General features: G+C 59.0%; 18 protein-coding genes and 1 pseudogene. 15 read left to right on the top strand and 4 right to left on the bottom strand.

Features of this window, described 5'->3' with window-relative positions:
- Window positions 1–173: 173 nt before the first annotated feature.
- The 5 genes and pseudogenes from AC1RL4_RS10955 to AC1RL4_RS10935 all read left to right on the top strand — a co-directional run bounded on the left by AC1RL4_RS10955 (window position 174) and on the right by AC1RL4_RS10935 (window position 4,807).
- Window positions 174–380, top strand: coding sequence for a hypothetical protein (locus AC1RL4_RS10955; protein ID WP_019579085.1), 207 nt, complete (start codon window positions 174–176; stop codon window positions 378–380).
- A 168-nt stretch (window positions 381–548) separates the two neighbouring features.
- Entirely contained in the window at window positions 549–1,385 is an 837-nt protein-coding gene (dapF, locus tag AC1RL4_RS10950; protein ID WP_019579086.1) for a diaminopimelate epimerase, read from the top strand.
- A gap of 214 nt (window positions 1,386–1,599) precedes the next feature.
- Window positions 1,600–1,871 (top strand): annotated as a pseudogene (locus AC1RL4_RS10945) (hypothetical protein); the annotation flags it as partial.
- Entirely contained in the window at window positions 1,855–3,444 is a 1,590-nt protein-coding gene (locus tag AC1RL4_RS10940; protein ID WP_026286413.1) for an ABC-F family ATPase, read from the top strand. The pseudogene AC1RL4_RS10945 and the gene AC1RL4_RS10940, both read left to right, overlap by 17 nt.
- A 169-nt stretch (window positions 3,445–3,613) precedes the next feature.
- Window positions 3,614–4,807: an MFS transporter gene (locus tag AC1RL4_RS10935; protein ID WP_204123721.1), complete on the top strand. Its 1,194-nt coding sequence runs from the start codon at window positions 3,614–3,616 to the stop codon at window positions 4,805–4,807.
- Window position 4,808: 1 nt separating this feature from the next.
- Here the strand turns inward: AC1RL4_RS10935 and AC1RL4_RS10930 are convergent, their stop codons facing one another.
- Window positions 4,809–5,846 carry an alpha/beta hydrolase family protein gene (locus AC1RL4_RS10930; protein ID WP_019579088.1) on the bottom strand — a complete coding sequence of 346 codons (1,038 nt, stop codon included), beginning with the start codon at window positions 5,844–5,846 and terminating at the stop codon, window positions 4,809–4,811.
- A 170-nt stretch (window positions 5,847–6,016) separates the two neighbouring features.
- Window positions 6,017–6,628, bottom strand: coding sequence for an FMN-dependent NADH-azoreductase (locus AC1RL4_RS10925; RefSeq protein WP_230172609.1), 612 nt, complete (start codon window positions 6,626–6,628; stop codon window positions 6,017–6,019).
- Between the two features lie 130 nt (window positions 6,629–6,758).
- Between AC1RL4_RS10925 and AC1RL4_RS10920 the strand changes: the two genes are divergently transcribed.
- Together AC1RL4_RS10920 and AC1RL4_RS10915 are read left to right on the top strand one after the other, a co-directional pair.
- Window positions 6,759–7,667, top strand: a complete 909-nt coding sequence (locus tag AC1RL4_RS10920) for a LysR substrate-binding domain-containing protein (RefSeq protein WP_019649947.1) — start codon at window positions 6,759–6,761, stop codon at window positions 7,665–7,667.
- Window positions 7,664–8,023: an MmcQ/YjbR family DNA-binding protein gene (locus AC1RL4_RS10915; RefSeq protein WP_026286414.1), complete on the top strand. Its 360-nt coding sequence runs from the start codon at window positions 7,664–7,666 to the stop codon at window positions 8,021–8,023. Before AC1RL4_RS10920 ends, AC1RL4_RS10915 begins: the two co-directional genes overlap by 4 nt.
- A gap of 7 nt (window positions 8,024–8,030) precedes the next feature.
- On the opposite strand, the gene AC1RL4_RS10910 is transcribed toward AC1RL4_RS10915, so the two are convergent.
- Window positions 8,031–8,459: a DUF1294 domain-containing protein gene (locus AC1RL4_RS10910; protein ID WP_019579206.1), complete on the bottom strand. Its 429-nt coding sequence runs from the start codon at window positions 8,457–8,459 to the stop codon at window positions 8,031–8,033.
- Window positions 8,456–9,286 carry an undecaprenyl-diphosphate phosphatase gene (locus tag AC1RL4_RS10905; protein ID WP_019579207.1) on the bottom strand — a complete coding sequence of 277 codons (831 nt, stop codon included), beginning with the start codon at window positions 9,284–9,286 and terminating at the stop codon, window positions 8,456–8,458. The genes AC1RL4_RS10910 and AC1RL4_RS10905 overlap by 4 nt, the downstream gene beginning before the upstream one ends.
- 295 nt (window positions 9,287–9,581) lie before the next feature.
- Between AC1RL4_RS10905 and AC1RL4_RS10900 the strand changes: the two genes are divergently transcribed.
- From AC1RL4_RS10900 to fapE, 8 genes are all read left to right on the top strand, one after another.
- Window positions 9,582–11,216 carry a methyl-accepting chemotaxis protein gene (locus AC1RL4_RS10900; RefSeq protein WP_096480150.1) on the top strand — a complete coding sequence of 545 codons (1,635 nt, stop codon included), beginning with the start codon at window positions 9,582–9,584 and terminating at the stop codon, window positions 11,214–11,216.
- 246 nt (window positions 11,217–11,462) lie between these two features.
- Complete coding sequence (pnuC, locus tag AC1RL4_RS10895) at window positions 11,463–12,026, top strand: nicotinamide riboside transporter PnuC (RefSeq protein WP_028940517.1); 564 nt, start codon at window positions 11,463–11,465, stop codon at window positions 12,024–12,026.
- The gene (locus AC1RL4_RS10890; RefSeq protein ID WP_230172607.1) at window positions 12,023–12,547 is read left to right on the top strand and encodes an AAA family ATPase; all 525 of its coding nucleotides are present in this window, start codon (window positions 12,023–12,025) and stop codon (window positions 12,545–12,547) included. Before pnuC ends, AC1RL4_RS10890 begins: the two co-directional genes overlap by 4 nt.
- Window positions 12,548–12,933: 386 nt before the next feature.
- Window positions 12,934–13,386 carry a functional amyloid chaperone FapA gene (gene fapA / locus AC1RL4_RS10885; protein ID WP_493119596.1) on the top strand — a complete coding sequence of 151 codons (453 nt, stop codon included), beginning with the start codon at window positions 12,934–12,936 and terminating at the stop codon, window positions 13,384–13,386.
- Between the two features lies 1 nt (window position 13,387).
- Window positions 13,388–13,978: a fibril amyloid subunit FapB gene (fapB, locus tag AC1RL4_RS10880; protein WP_019649954.1), complete on the top strand. Its 591-nt coding sequence runs from the start codon at window positions 13,388–13,390 to the stop codon at window positions 13,976–13,978.
- A 64-nt stretch (window positions 13,979–14,042) separates the two neighbouring features.
- The gene (gene fapC / locus AC1RL4_RS10875; protein WP_028940514.1) at window positions 14,043–14,990 is read left to right on the top strand and encodes an amyloid-like fimbrin subunit FapC; all 948 of its coding nucleotides are present in this window, start codon (window positions 14,043–14,045) and stop codon (window positions 14,988–14,990) included.
- Window positions 14,991–15,057: 67 nt separating this feature from the next.
- Window positions 15,058–15,738, top strand: a complete 681-nt coding sequence (gene fapD / locus AC1RL4_RS10870) for a fibril amyloid maturation endopeptidase FapD (protein ID WP_019579214.1) — start codon at window positions 15,058–15,060, stop codon at window positions 15,736–15,738.
- Window positions 15,739–15,783: 45 nt separating this feature from the next.
- Entirely contained in the window at window positions 15,784–16,530 is a 747-nt protein-coding gene (gene fapE, locus AC1RL4_RS10865; RefSeq protein ID WP_019579215.1) for a fibril amyloid subunit FapE, read from the top strand.
- Window positions 16,531–16,574 lie beyond the last annotated feature (44 nt).

Raw genomic sequence — 16,574 nt, 5'->3', positions numbered from 1 at the left:
GACACCATTCGTCGTATGGAAAGCGTGGCGCGGAATACGCGTCAATGTCTGGCTTAGGGTTTGCACATGCCGGCGGTAGCAGCCCCAGAACGACGTAATTCTGACGCGGCGGCATTCACATTAACGTTTAAGGACTCCAGCGATCCGCTTGGTCAGTCACCGGGAGATGTAACGTGTCAACTCTCAACGAAATCGCAGCGAACCACGCGAGAATGGCTAAGGCAAGGGAAGAAGAGTCGACCGGGCTGAGTGAGCGACACCCTCAAATAGTGGGCAGTTTCGAAATCACATGCATTGATGAGCAACAGCACATTCCACTGCACCTGATCACTGGCGTACAGGACAATCACCTTGGACAAGCAGCGGGCTACTTGCTCTGAGTCTCGACCCGAACGATCGCCAGTTTGTCGCACGGCAGCCCCATTGGAGCTGCCGAAGGCTGCGATCTATTGATCTTTACCCGACCACAGCTTGTAAAGGCTATGCGAATGGGGCTAGATCGCCCTAAAACGTCAATTCACTCCATGCCTCGTCACCAGGATCAATGTATGCCGCTGAGTTTTCACAAGATGCACGCCAATGGCGATGACTTCGTCATTGTGGACTCGCGAAACTCGGCCAATCCAGTGACAAGTAGTTTGGCTCGGCGAATGGGTGATCGGAACCGAGGCGTCGGATTCAATCAACTCGCAGCAGTGCTTGATTGCGATGATGCCGATGCCCGCTTGATGTTTTGGAATGCAGATGGCTCCACGCTGGATGCTTGTGGCAGCGCAACGCGGGGGGCCGCGGACATGCTGATGCGCGAATCCAATATGACTTCGATAGCGCTGCGAACCAACCGTGGCCTACTCACTTGCGAACGAACTTCAGCCGGCGCAATTTCGGTCAACATGGGCGAGCCGCTTTTCGGCTGGTCGGATATTCCCCTGGCTCAGGAACTGGATACTGCTGTTTTGCCACTGGCTGGTGGCCCGGCAGCTTGCAGCATGGGCAATCCTCACTGCACCTATTTTGTGGATGATCTGTCAGCCATTGATATAGCGACCCTCGGACCGACCATTGAAACCAACCCACTGTTTCCCCTCAGGACGAACGTGCATTTTGTCCAGATCATTAACCGACAACACATTCGGTTGCGCATTTGGGAGCGCTGGGGTGGTATTCCGCTTGGTTCAGGTTCTTGCTCTTGTGGCGCCGCAGTCAGCGGAATTCGTCGTGGTTTATTAGACCATTCCGTTGAGGTTGAATGTGATGGCGGCACCGTAACGGTTCAATGGGATGGCGTGGGCCCGGTCTTTCTCATCGGGCCGGTAGAGACTATTTTTTCGGGAACAATTACCGATCAGCTATATCGTCCCACCCGCAGAGGCGAATCCGGATAGGTGCCCACCCTGACCAAGTGCTGGCCATTCAGCAATCCTTCTGAAACACACCTGGCCGGGCAAGCGCTGCCGACTTTACCCAGAGCAGCGCCCGGTGTCCCTAACACAACGCTGAACAAAAATAACATTGGCGTGTAATCAAGGATTTGCGTAGCGTTTCGCCACCCACCAGGATGAACCATCCCCTCAGGTAGACCCAAGCAGCGGGGCCAACCTGAAGAAGCTCGCGACACGTTATCGCGCGCCGTACAACTGCCGTCACACTTATGCGACAATATGCAGAATGTCTGGCATGAATCCCGCCTTTATTGCCCAACAGCTTGGACAAGCGTCCAGATGCTGCTCTCGACTTATGCGCGCCGGTTGAAGTCTAGCGGTGACTGGGGAGAGATGGAGAAACTCCAAAACGCCCCAGGTATGGCCCAAGCGCCAAAATGCGCAGCTCGCAACCCATTGATAGGTAAAGTAATTGATCTCCACAGCTAACATCACGATGCAGTTCGGCGCCAAGCCGCTATTCGAAAACGTTTCGGTCAAATTCGGCGCGGGCAACCGCTACGGCCTGATCGGCGCCAACGGTTGCGGCAAGTCGACCTTCATGAAAATCCTCGGTGGCGATCTCGAGCCGTCCGGCGGCCAGGTCATGCTTGAGCCGAACGTGCGTCTGGGTAAGTTGCGTCAAGACCAGTTCGCCTACGAAGAATTCACCGTGATCGACACCGTGATCATGGGTCACGAAGAGCTGTGGAAGGTCAAGGCCGAGCGCGATCGCATCTACTCGCTGCCGGAAATGACCGAAGAAGACGGCATGGCCGTGGCCGAGCTGGAAACCGAATTCGCCGAAATGGACGGCTACACCGCCGAGTCCCGTGCCGGCGAGCTGTTGCTGGGCCTGGGTATCGGCATCGAGCAGCACTTCGGCCCGATGAGTGAAGTGTCGCCGGGCTGGAAACTGCGCGTGTTGCTGGCGCAGGCGCTGTTCTCCGATCCTGAAGTGCTGTTGCTCGACGAACCGACCAACCACTTGGACATCAACACCATCCGCTGGCTGGAAAACGTGCTGACCCAGCGCTCCAGCCTGATGATCATCATCTCCCACGACCGTCACTTCCTGAACAGCGTGTGCACCCACATGGCTGACCTGGATTACGGCGAGCTGCGCCTGTTCCCAGGCAACTACGACGAGTACATGACCGTGGCGACCCAGTCCCGCGAGCAGTTGCTGTCGGACAACGCCAAGAAGAAAGCGCAGATCTCGGAACTGCAATCGTTCGTCAGCCGCTTCTCGGCCAACGCCTCGAAAGCCAAGCAGGCAACTTCCCGCGCCAAGCAGATCGACAAAATCCAGCTGGCCGAAGTCAAACCTTCGAGCCGTGTCAGCCCGTTCATTCGTTTCGAGCAGACCAAAAAGCTGCACCGTCAGGCGGTCATCGTCGAGCGCATGGCCAAAGGCTTCGATGGCAAGACCCTGTTCAAGGACTTCAGCTTCACCGTTGAAGCCGGCGAACGCGTGGCAATCATCGGCCCGAACGGTATCGGTAAAACCACCCTGCTGCGCACCCTGGTCAACGAACTGACCCCGGACGCCGGCACCGTGAAATGGACCGACGCCGCCGAGCTGGGCTACTACGCCCAGGACCACGCGCACGACTTCGAAGACGACTGCAACCTGTTCGACTGGATGGGCCAATGGACCCAGGGCGGCGAGCAACTGGTTCGCGGCACCCTCGGGCGCATGCTGTTCTCCAACGACGAGATCCTCAAGTCGGTCAAGGTCATCTCCGGTGGTGAGCAAGGTCGCATGCTGTTCGGCAAGCTGATCCTGCAAAAGCCGAACGTGCTGGTGATGGACGAACCGACCAACCACTTGGACATGGAATCCATCGAGGCGCTGAACCTGGCGCTGGAGAACTACCCGGGCACGCTGATTTTCGTCAGCCACGACCGTGAGTTCGTATCGTCCCTGGCCACCCGTATCATCGAGTTGAGCGCCGATGGCGTGATCGACTTCAGCGGCACCTATGACGACTACCTGCGTAGTCAGGGTGTGTTGATGTAAGGCGGCTTCTGGCTGCAAATGGAAAGCCCCGTCCTGGTGACGGGGCTTTTTGCATTTCAGATTGATCCACTTACTGCCGATCTATCATCCACATCGTTAGCCTGCTTTCTTTTATTTCACACCCGCGCCATGATGCAGTTCTCCTACCGCCGCCCGCGAACGAGCTCTCATGTCTGTGCAGCAACTGCCCCCGCAAAGCTCCATGGCGATCACCCTGCAGATCGTATCCATCGTTTTCTATACCTTTATTGCCTTCCTCTGCATCGGCCTGCCGATTGCCGTGTTACCGGGGTATGTCCATGAACAGTTGGGGTTCAGCGCCATCGTTGCGGGGCTGACCATCGGTTCGCAATACCTGGCCACCCTGCTCAGCCGTCCGATGGCCGGGCGCTTGTCGGACAGCGTCGGCACCAAACGGGCGATTGTTTACGGGTTGTCGGGGATTGTGTTGAGCGGCGTGCTGACGCTGCTGTCGACCCTGCTGCAAAGTTTGCCGTTGTTGAGCCTGATCATCCTGATCGCCGGCCGGTTGTTGCTGGGGATCGCCCAAGGGTTGATCGGGGTCGGCACCATCAGTTGGTGCATGGGCCAGGTCGGTGTCGAGCACACGGCGCGTTCGATTTCCTGGAACGGGATCGCCTCATACGGCGCCATTGCCATTGGCGCACCGTTGGGCGTGGTGATGGTGGCTGAATTGGGCTTCGCCAGCCTCGGGATCGTGCTGTCGTTACTGGCCCTATTGGCACTGCTGTTGATCCGCAACAAACCTTCGGTGCCGGTGATTCGCGGCGAGCGGCTGCCGTTCTGGGCGGTGTTCGGGCGCATCGCCCCTTTTGGCGCGAGCCTGAGCCTGGCATCCATCGGCTACGGCACACTCACTACTTTTATAACCCTGTATTACGCCAGTCGTAGCTGGACTGGTGCGGCTTACTGCCTGACGGTGTTCGGGGTGTGCTTCATTCTGTCGCGGCTGTTGTTCATTTCCAGCATCAGCCGTTTCGGTGGTTTCACCTCGGCCATTGCCTGCATGAGCATTGAAACCGTTGGACTGGTGCTGTTGTGGCTGGCGCCCTCGACCGTTTACGCCTTGATCGGCGCAGGCTTGACCGGGTTCGGTCTGTCGCTGGTCTATCCGGCGCTGGGGGTGGAAGCGATCAAGCAGGTGCCCAATTCCAGTCGCGGGGCGGGTTTGAGTGCTTATGCGGTGTTTTTCGATCTGGCACTGGCGATTGCCGGGCCGCTGATGGGTGCGGTGGCATTGAACCTGGGATATTCGTGGATTTTCTTTAGTGCGGCGTTGTTGTCCGTGACTGGACTCGGTTTGACCTTGTTACTGAAACACCGCGCCATCGGCCAGGATTGATTTATTGATCCGCGGTTTGCATGCCGGCCCGGCTTGGTTTGCCCAGGGCATGGGAGAAGAAACGGCCGGCTTCAGAGATCAGGTTGCGGTGAATGTCCTTGCGGTCGACGCCGTCGGCGTCGGTGCACAGCGCCGGCATGGTGGCGATTTGTTCTTCGTTGCACGGTGCCAGGAACACGAAGTGCCCTGCCCCGGCCAGCAATTTGAAATCCGGTGCAGTCGGCAGTTTGCGCGCCAGCGCTGCGGCGTTTTTGTCGAACGCCACCAGCTTGTCGCCATCGCCGCTGTATAGCAGAACCGGCACATGCACATCGGCCAGGGTATGACGGCCGAACTTCAGGCTCAGTGGCGCCATCAGCAACAAGGCATGTACTCGCGGGTCTGGCACTGGCTGCAAGTCATCGCGGTCGACGATCAATTCACCTTGCGTGTTGCAGGCATCATGATCGTCCGGGCGCTCATGGCAATAACGGCGCAGACGGTCCAGGTCCGGAGTGGCGCCGGACAAGATCAACGCGGTCTCACCGCCCGCCGAATAGCCGATCACCCCAACCTGATCGGCATTGACGAAGGGCGCAAGCATACGGTCGCCCAGGGTCGCGGTAATGGCTTCGGAAATCTGGATCGGCCGCCCGTAAAGATTGCTCAAGGTGCCGAGGCGGCTGTGGTCTTTGGAGTTGTCGCCGGGATGGATCACCGCCACCACCACAAACCCCTTGCGTGCCAGCGAGGTGGCCAGATCGTGCAGCGCCAGCGGGGTTCCGGTGTTGCCATGGGACAGCATCAGCATCGGGAAGCGTCCGATAGCGACTTTGGTGTCTTCACCGGCTTCGACCGTGTAACCCTCGAGCTTGCTGGAGTGCTCCCTCTCACTGGACGGATAAAAGGCGATGGCGCGCATCGGCTGCAAGTCCAGCGGGTCGAGGAATGTCATCTCATGGAAACCGACGCTCCAGTGAGGAAACAGCACAGGCGCGGCGTGCACTGAATTCAGGCTGCCGAACAGGCAAATCAGTAATGTTGCACAAAGACGCACCATGGGATGCCCCACCTTATTACCTGACCGCAGATATTAACCCTCGACTGCATAACCTGGGCCAGAAACTGATCGCCGCCAGAAACAAAAAACTCTGTACCTGGCCATCACGATGACCAGAATACAGAGTTTCAGGGGTATTGCCTGCGTCGTTTGACGTCTTTACGCAAGCCTTACGCGGCGGCGAACAATTGTTCGCTGATTTGCGCCTGAGCGTCGCTCATGGCTTTGTTGCGTACTTCATCACCGTAGGCCAGGCCATGGGCGCGGACGAACTCGATGTCGGTGATACCGAGGAAGCCGAACATCACCTTCAAGTACTCTTCGTGAGCAGTGCCGGTCGGTTGGCCAGCGTGCAAACCGCCAGCCGTCGAAACGATCACCACTTTCTTGCCGCCGCACAGGCCTTCAGGGCCGGCTTCGGTGTAGCGGAAAGTCTGGCCGGCTACGGCGATGCGGTCGATCCAGGCCTTGAGTTGGGTCGGGATAGTGAAGTTGTACATCGGCGCTGCAATCACGACGGCATCGGCGGCGAGGAATTCGGCCAAGGCCTGCGCACTCAAATCGGCTTCATGCTGTTGCGCGGCGTTGCGCAGTTCAGCGGCGGTGCCAGCAGCGACCAGCGTGGCGGCGGAGAAATGGCTGATGGCATCGGCGGCCAGGTCGCGGTAAGTCACCACAACGCCAGGCTCGGCGGCTTGCCAGGCTTTGACGACTTCACCGCTCAACTGACGGGAAGCCGAGTTGTCACCCAGAATGCTCGAATCGATATGCAGTAATTTCATGTGGGATCTCCAAGGTGAGGATCGCCACCCGGCGATCTGATGGAGACAATCCTACCGACGAAACCAATAGCTGATTAGATGGCAATAATGCGATAGTTCGTCCCACCGATAGAACAGTTGGATTTAAAGCATGCAAGATCTCAACGACCTCTACTACTTCGCCAAGGTGGTCGACGCCGGCGGCTTCGCGGCGGCCGGGCGTTTGCTCGGGATTCCCAAGTCCCGGCTGTCACGACGCATCGCCGAACTGGAAGAACGCCTTGGCGCGCGCCTGCTGCAACGCACCACCCGCCAACTCAACCTGACCGCCGTGGGCGAGCGCTACTTGCGGCACTGTCAGGCGATGCTGCTGGAGGCCGAGATGGCCGACGAAGCAGTGGCCAGCATGTCCAGCGAACCGCGCGGCAGACTGCGGGTTTCCTGCCCGGTGGGGTTGGCCCACGACATGTTCCCGTCGGTGATCAGCAAGTTCCTGGAGAAATTCCCGCAGGTTCAGCTGGAGATGCTGCTGCTCAATCGCCGGGTTGACCTGGTGACCGAAGGCGTCGATGTCGCCTTGAGAGTGCGGGAACTGGGAGATGAAGACCCACTGCTGGTCACCCGCCGCTTACGTCAGGCGCAGACTGTCATGGTCGCCAGCCCGGCGTTTCTTCGCGAGCGGCAGATCAAGACCCCGGACGACTTGAAAAACGTGCCGATATTGGGCGCACTGGAAGCCGATCGGCTGGTGCATCTGCGGATGCTCGACCAGCAGGGCAAGGCCTGTGAAATGACATTCGAAGCTCGATTGGGCATCGACGATTTTCTCGTGCGCAAGGCATGTACCCTGTCCGGGCTGGGTTTCACCGTGTTGCCGATGATGTACTGCGAGCAGGAACTGGAAAACGGCTCGCTGGTGCAATTGCTGCCCGACTGGTCTTTGCCGGGCGGTTGGCTGCAAGCGGTCTACCCTCATCGGCGCGGGGTAATGCCGGCGGTACGCGCCTGGATCGACCATTTGATCGAATCATTCAATGCCTGTGGGGACCGACTGTTATGAAGGCAAGACCAATGAGCGAAGAGGATGTCGCGCAATTCTGCCTGGCGCTGCCCGGCGCGCGGGAGGATTACAAGTGGGGGGGCGTGAGGGTGTTTTCGATTGCCGGGAGCAAGATGTTCGCCTTGCAGAACCTGCGGGGCCAGTCCCTGGCCTTCAAGGTCGACAAGGACCTGTTCCTGGGCCATTGCGACCGACCGGGTATTCACCCGGCGCCGTATCTGGCCCGGGCGCAGTGGATCATCATGGACACGCCCTACCCGCTGGGCACCGAAGAGCTGCAAGGCTTGCTGCAACGCTCCCACCAACTGGTGGTGAGCAAGTTGCCCAAGCGCACGCAGATCGGCTTGCTGCTTTAAAACAGCTTTAGAACAGCGCGAACAGCTGGGCACCCAAAAACAACTGGTCGATCCAGAACACCTGATGCATCAGCACGATGAGCCAGAACACCAGTTGAAACGAAACCTTGCGGGTCTTGTGCCGAAACACTTGCTGGGCCAGCAAGGCACCCGGCCAACCGCCCGCCAGTTCCACTGCGTGCAAGACGTTCTCCGGCGTGCGCCAGCTGTCGGCGCGGGCCTTGTACTTGTCGCCCCAGTACAGGAAAAACGCCAGCACGCTGACGACGCCATAGGCGGCCAGGGGAATCACCGACACCCCGCGCAGCCACAGCGACACCGAGCCAAACAACGGCACTGCGCACAGCGCAACGAACACCAGCAATTTCAACCGCAGGTTTTGAATCGCTCCCCCGGACTTGCGCCCGGGGTTGTTGCGTGCGGTGGCGTCGCTCATGGCTTGGCCGCGGTCCAGTCGACCCAACCGAACTGCCAGGTCGCCAGGATCACCAGGCCGAACACGATGCGGTACCAGGCGAACGCCGCGTAGCTGTGGCTAGCGATGAACTTGAGCAGCCCCCGGACGGCGATCATTGCAAAGATAAACGCGGTGACGAAGCCGATGGCGAACACCGGGAAATCAGCCGGTACAAACAGGTGGCGGTATTTATAGCCCGAGTACACTGCCGCGCCGACCATGGTTGGCATGGCGAGGAAAAACGAAAACTCAGTAGCCGTCTTGCGCGACAACCCGAACAGCAAACCGCCGATGATCGTCGAACCGGAACGTGAGGTCCCCGGGATCATCGCCAGGCACTGGGCGAAGCCGACTTTCAGGGCTTCTTTCCAGGTGATGTCATCGACGCTTTCGGCATGCACGACATGCTGCCGGCGCTCAGCCCACAACATGATGATCCCGCCCACGACCAATGCGCTGGCCACGGTGATCGGGTTGAACAGGTACTTGTGGATCAGGTCGGCAAAAATCACCCCTAATACCACCGCCGGCAGGAAGGCGATCAACAGGTTCGCGGTAAAGCGTCGAGCGCTGGGCTGCGTCGGCAAACCGATGATCACGTCGAGGATCTTGCGACGGAACTCCCAGACCACCGCCAGGATCGCGCCGAGCTGAATGATGATGTTGAAGGCCATCGCTCGTTCACCGCCGAAATTGAGCAAGTCCGCCACAATGATCTGGTGCCCGGTACTGGAAATGGGCAAGAACTCGGTCAGCCCTTCTATAACGCCTAAAATCAATGCCTGAAAGGCTGTCCAAAGATCCATCGTTCCCCCAAGAAGCCATGCCCCCAGGCATGCCCCGTTAATAATTTGTAGAGCGTTATTCGCGATCAGCGTGCGCTGAAACCCCGCGCGCACAAGATCCACACAAAACCGTAAAAATTCCGTGAAAAATCGACTTGGACTCAGGTTTTTCCGCGCGGGGCCGAAATCCTATCAGACAAGCCTCATTTGCGCTGCCGTGTAATAGGACCTGAGTCGTATAGGCTCCGATCGGCACAGTGTGGTTGGATGCTGGCGATCGTTTATGACAAGAACAAGAAAACGGAGTAACAGCGTTATGAACAGCTTGCGCAGTGTGTCGATCAGCCGACGCTTGTGGCTTATCTTGATCGTGGCCGTGGTGATGCTGTTGACGTTGGGCGCGTTGATGCTCAAACAGATCCACGACGACCTTTATCAGGCCAAGGCCCAGAAGACCCAGCATGTGGTGCAGACCGCCAGTGGCATCCTGACCTACTACCACGGCCTGGAAACCGCCGGCACCCTCACCCGCGCCGCCGCGCAACAGCAGGCACTGACCGCCGTGCGTGGTTTGCGCTACGACCAGAATGACTATTTCTGGATCAACGACCTGACGCCGGTCATGGTCATGCACCCGACCAATCCAAAACTTGAAGGCCAGAACCTCTCGACGATCCGCGACCCGGACGGTTTTGCACTGTTCAACGAAATGGCCGCCATCGCCAAGGCCAAGGGCGCCGGCATGGTCAACTACCGCTGGCCGAAACCGGGCGCCAGTGCGCCGGTGGAAAAAACCTCCTACGTCAAACTGTTCGAGCCCTGGGGTTGGGTGATCGGCTCGGGCGTGTACATCGACGACATGCAGGCCGAGTTTAATGCGCAGGTCTGGAAGGCGTCTTTCGTCGGCCTGGTGATTGCCCTGATCATGGCGCTGCTGGTGATCATGATTGCCCGCAGCATCGTGCGCCCGTTGCAGGAAACCGTGAATGCCATGGCCAATATCGCCAGCGGTGAAAGCGACCTGACCCGCAGCCTCGATACCCACGGCCAGGACGAAGTCACGCAACTGGCCCGGCACTTCAATGCCTTTACCGCCAAGCTGCGCCTGGTGATCAGTCAATTGCAAGTGTCCGCCGGCGCGCTGGGCCAGTCTTCCAGCGAACTGGGCAACGACGCCGTGCAAGCCCAGCAACGCAGCCAGCAGCAGTCCCAGCAAATGGAACTGGTGGCGACCGCGATCAACGAAGTGACCTACGGCGTGCAGGATGTGGCGAAAAACGCCGAACACGCGGCCAGTGAAATGCGCGATGCCGAATCTCAGGCGCAGCAGGGACAGATCAATATTGATGGCAGCCTGCAGCAGATCGACAAGCTGTCTTCGACCATCGATCAAGCGGTAGAAGTGATTCGTACGCTGGCCGACGAAAGCACGCAAATCGGCAGTGTCCTGGAAGTGATTCGCTCTATCGCCGAGCAAACCAACCTGCTGGCCCTCAACGCCGCCATCGAAGCCGCCCGGGCCGGTGAGCAAGGTCGAGGGTTTGCGGTGGTCGCCGATGAAGTGCGCCTGCTGGCCCAGCGCACCCAGAAGTCGACGGCAGAAATCCAGTCGATGATCGAACGCCTGCAAAGCCATTCCGAGGCGGCGGTCAAGGTGATTGGCGACAGCAGCCGCGCCTCGCAACTGACCATCGAGCAGGCCGGTCTGGCCGGTGCCAGCCTGAATGCCATCGGCCAGGCCTTGCGCAACCTCAACGGCTTGAATGCCTCGATTGCCAGTGCAACCTTGCAGCAGGCGCATGTGGTGGAAGACATCAATCAGAACGTCACCCAGGCCGCCGGGTTGTCCCACAGCACGGCATTGGCGGCCGAGCAGTCGAGCGTGGCCAGTGTTCATCTCAAGGAATTGAGCGAACAGTTGAACGGGTTGCTCAAGCAGTTTCGGGTCTGATCACTTGTAGCAGCTGCCGAGCCTGCGAGGCTGCGTTCGGTGTGGGCCGCATTCGGGCGAAACCGTCGTAATTTCTGAGCACGCGGTCATCTGGAACACCGCGTCGCCTGATTTCACGACGGCTTCGCCGCCGAACGCAGCCTCGCAGGCTCGGCAGCTGCTACACCGGACCGTGCAAGCCGGTTCTACTTGGCAGCGCCTGCCGCTACAATCCGCCCCCCTACTCGTCTTCACCAAGGATCCTCCATGTCCGGGCTTGAACTGTTTGCCGCCGCCCTCGGTGTGATTGCCGTCTGGCTGACGGTCAAACAGAACCCCTGGTGCTGGCCGGTCGGTCTGGTCATGGTGCTGCTGTATAGCTGGATCTTTTTCGAGGTGAAGCTGTATTCGGACATGTTGCTGCAAGTGATCTACGCCGCGTTGCAGCTTTACGGCTGGAGGCAGTGGACTCGCGCGGGCGTGACGCATGACGGGCGGCATGTCAGCGTGCTCGATGGCAAATCCGTCGCGCTCGGTCTGGCCGTGGGCGCGGTCGGCAGCCTGCTGCTGGGGGCTGCGATGGCTCACTGGACCGACGCCGCCCAGCCCTGGCTCGACGCTGCCTTGACCGGTTTCAGCCTGGTAGCACAGTTATGGATGGCGCAAAAACGCCTGCAATGCTGGCCGCTGTGGATCGCGCTGGACGTCATCTTCGTCGGCCTGTTCATCTACAAAGAGCTGTACCTGACCGCCGCCCTCTATGGGGTTTTCGCCCTGCTGGCAGTGCAAGGCTGGCGGACGTGGCGCGCCGACCCGGCGTTGCGCACATGAAAGTGCTGGTGCTCACGGGCCCCGAATCGAGCGGAAAGAGCTGGCTCGCCACCGAGCTGCAACAGCAATTCGGCGGCGTTCTGGTGGGCGAATACGTGCGTTGGTTCATTGAACAGGAGGCACGGGACACCTGCCTCGCGGATATCCCCGAGATCGCCCGCGGCCAGTTGCAATGGGAAGATGATGCCCGCGCCCTTGCGCCACCGTTGCTGATTCTCGACACGCACTTGCTGAGCAACATGCTTTGGAGCCAGACCCTGTTTAGCGATTGCCCGGCCTGGCTCGAACAAGCGCTGCTGGCCCGGCATTACGACTTGCACTTGCTGTTGTCGCCTGAACTCGTCGACTGGACCGACGATGGTCAGCGTTGTCAGCCGCAGCTGGATCAACGCCGGGCTTTTTTCAACGCGACTCAGGCATGGCTGGAGCAGCATCGCAAACCTGTTCAAGTGATCCAGGGTGACTGGGCAGAACGCCGAGCCCAAGCGTTGCAGGCCGTCACTCTGCTGCTTGGACACTGACCTGTATCCGGCCGTAGCAGCTGCTACAGCTGCTACAGCTGCTACAGCCCCCCAGCATTTGTTGCGATATTTTTGCAAATGCGTCCGTTTGTGAAACATACCTTTACACTCGAACAGCCCGTTTCAGCGCTATTCATCATTGCGTCATGATCTGTGTTAAAGCGCTGATACATCACAACGCAAGCTATGGATCCAGAGTGTTGCGCCTCCTTTTCCCCGTTATAGCCCCCCGCTTTTGTCTCAGGCCTGAAACAGCTCGATCAAGGATCCATTTCCCTTGATCGATAACCCATTGAATCAAAACAACAATCAAAAAACGGCACGACTTTCGCTCTCTCCTTCACAACGCTGATTAGGGCCAGCGCACAACAGAAGGAATCGCAGTCGTGGGGACTTTTCGTAAAGGCTTTACGCGCTTGATGCTGCTCGGATGTGCCACCGTCTCACTCCTCAGTTTTGACGTTCAGGCTGAAGGCAACGGCGTCATCGTACTCACTCGTGATGTACAGCCCCACACCGTCGGCAGGCCGCCGTTCCAGAAAGCCCCCTACCCGACCACTGTCAACGCCAACCCTTCGGATCGTGTCACCTCGACACTCAACAGCACCGAACTGAGCGATGGTGAGTTCGCCAGCGTGGCCAGCGGTTCGTCCATCAGCAACAGCATCAACCAGAACGGCAATATACCCGGCAGCCTCAATGTCGTGACCAATCCCAATGGCATGCCCGGCATGAGCGCCGGTCACGGCGGCGGTAGCGGTGGCGCGATTTCGGGAACGATCAACCATGCCATGAGTTCCGGCCTCGCGCCGTTGGGCAGACTGGCGGGAGGTCAATGACATGAGCCGCTCCCTGATCCTTCTCGCCCTGGTCATCGGTGCCAGTGTGAGCCCAGGCGCCATGGCCGACTCCAGCGTTCCGGTGGTCAACACCGCCAACATCCTGGATTCCGGCGCCCGGTACAACGGCAACTTCAACGTCAACCAGGCCTCCGGCGATCAACAGCAACAGGCCAACACCCGCGCTATCGCCATCGGCACCGATGCCTCGGCGACCACTCGCGTCATCCAGAAACTCGACACGCCCGCCAACCCGTCGATGAACGCGACGGCCACCATCGGCGGCAACTCTTTCAGTCAAGGCAACGGTGCACTGGGTGTCAACCAGGGCGCCGGGGCCAATAACCAGATGGCCAACGCAATGCGCATCAGCATCAGTGCTGCGCCGCAAAGCGTCGACGATAGCGCCCTTTCTCAACAGAACGTGGCGTTGTTACCAAGCTCAGGGGCAACTGACGCTTCAAAAGGCAGTCGCCAGGTCGTGACAAGCGACCAGGCCTTCACCGGCAGCCGAGGAGTGATTCAGGTGAACCAGAGTGCCGGGGTGGGGAACCGAATGGCTAACACCCTGAGCATACGGGTCGCTGACTGACCCGAACGCAGTGCGATTAGAAAGTAACCAACACTTAACCAACTAATAAGCACGGAGAAACACCATGAAACCCACAATGGCTCTCAAGCCTCTCGTCTTCGCCCTGGCAGCCGTCATGGCGATGGCTGCGCAAGCCAACGATAACGATCACGACGGTGGTCACGGCCACCATCATCACGGCCCCAAAGGCCCAACCTGGGAACAGCAACTGTCAATCGACTCCGCCGCCAGCGCCTATGTAGGGGATACACAGGACAGCAGCGGCAACTCGGTACTCAACCAAGGCACCAACAACACCGCCGAGGCTGACAACTCGCTCAACGGCTCCAACGGCAACATGGGCGCCAACGTCGCGGGTGGCGATGGCAACCAACAAGACAACGCCGCCGCGCTGGCTACCGCTGATGAAAGTTTCATCTTCGGTTCTGCCGAGGCAACCTCCACCGCGTATCAGTACAACACCAATAACTACGTCAAAAACCGCTCTACTCAAAATAACGCCACGCTCAACAATGCTGGCAACAACGGCTCCGGCAACATTGGCATCAACGTGACTGCCGGCAACTTCAACCAACAGAAAAACAACCTGGCGATTGCCGTGTCTGGCGGCCGGGTAGCAACAGCCTCGGCTGACGCTTACCAATCCACCACCGGCCTGGATGTCGACAACAAGGCTGACCGGACCCACGTCACCACCACCCTCACCGATACCACCACGTCCTCAGGCACCTTCAAGGCCAAAGGCACCGGGACGATCGACGACAGTGGCTGGGGTCACAGAGGCGATGACAAGTTCAAATTCAGCGCCGTGGGCACCTTCGATCTGGCTGGCGTCACCACCCATCAAGTGCTGACTCCAGACGGCTGGAAAAACCCTGTTGTGAACAACGCCTCCATGACCAACTCGATGAACAGCTTCTCCGGCAACGGCGGTGCCAACGTGTCGGCGGGTGTGGGCAACCAACAAAGCAACTCTCTGTCCATTGCTGCCGGCTGCAGAGCCTGCATGTAATCGCGATCGAAATGAAAGCCCCGGCAACGGGGCTTTCTTTCCACGGTTCACCAAAGGCGTATCGATCATGCGTACGACAGCCTGTTTCGCCCTGCTGTGCTTGTGCGGCCTGACTCAGGCGGCGCAGATGCCGGTGGCCGCCTTACCGGGCGGCATGCTGGTTTACAAGCAGGTGCAAAGCGTGCGTGAGCGCAAGTTCAGCGACATCGTCGAACAAAAAACCGACTTCAGCTGCGGCGCCGCCGCACTGGCCACGGTGCTACGCCAGGCTTACTGGCTCGATGTCGATGAGGAACACATCATCAAAGGCATGCTGGTCAATGCTGATCAGAACCTTGTCCGTACTCAAGGTTTCTCCATGCTGGACATGAAGCGCTACATCGAAGCAATCGGCATGCGCGCGCGTGGCTACCGGATACCGCCCGAGAAACTCGAAGCGGTGACCATTCCGGTGGTGGTGCTGATGGAAATTCGCGGCTACAAGCATTTCGTGGTGATGCAGCGGGCGGACAAGAACTGGGTCTATATCGGCGACCCGGTGCTTGGGCACAAACGCTATTCCCATGATGACTTTGTCAAAGGCTGGAACGGCATCGTCTTCGCTATCGTGGGTCCCGGGTACGACAAAACCAATGCATTGCGCAGCCCTCCGGAACCGCTGACGGCCAAGAACAAACTGGACACTTTCAACCCGGTCAAAGATGCCGAATTGATGGACTTTGGCTTCATTCAGAGCGACTTCTTCTAATCGCCCACTGATGATAGAGAGGGCCGGATGCCCCGGGAGCAGCAGATGAAAACCTCATACTGGCTGGCCGCCGCTTGCCTGGCAGCAAGCGCATCGGGCTATGCCAATGCAGGATTCAAACCCATCGAACTCAAGGACCATGAGCTCGCCGAGCTACGCGGTCGTTATGTCATGCCGGGGCGGATCATCAGCTTCGGCATTGTCATGAGCAGTACCTGGCGCAATGCCAGTGGAGACTTGATTGGCGCAACGACGTTGATGCAGATCCAGGCCTCTACCGTAAAGCCGCAGTTTTACGTGTCGACCATTAAAGAGTCCGGTAACGGCAGTGCGCCGCCATCGGGCACCGGGAATGTAATCGGTGGCGCAGGACTGACCACCACCCAGGGAGTCACCCAAACTGTGCGCGCCGCTGGTGACGGCAATACCGCCTACAACAATGTCGCCATCAACGTCCAGGAGGCCAACCAGGCGCCGGCGCCGAGTCCCGTCCAAGGGCAGGTGCTGACGAGCGGGCAAACCATTACCGACAGCAATGCCGCCGGTAACGTCGCAGTAGCGGCCACCGGTGGTGGCGTGCAAATGGCGATCCAGGCCAACAACAACCAAGGCACGGCCATGCAACAGGCGGCTCAGGGGGGGCTGGTGCAGAACACCCGGCTTCTGGGCAACAGCAACAGGGTCAATAACCTGACGCAACTTAATGTGGTGCTTAACAACAACGGCCGAAATGCCGGAGCAGTCAACTGCAATCTGAATCAACTCAAGGCACTACGCAGCCTGGGATATTGAACTACGCTGATGTTCGATCATCGGGCTTCATGGGGGACGGCTTA

The organism is Pseudomonas sp. GW822-FHT07A10, from assembly GCF_058798795.1.
The sequence above is the reverse complement of the archived record's forward strand: the minus strand, read 5'-3'. Positions and strand labels throughout refer to the sequence as shown.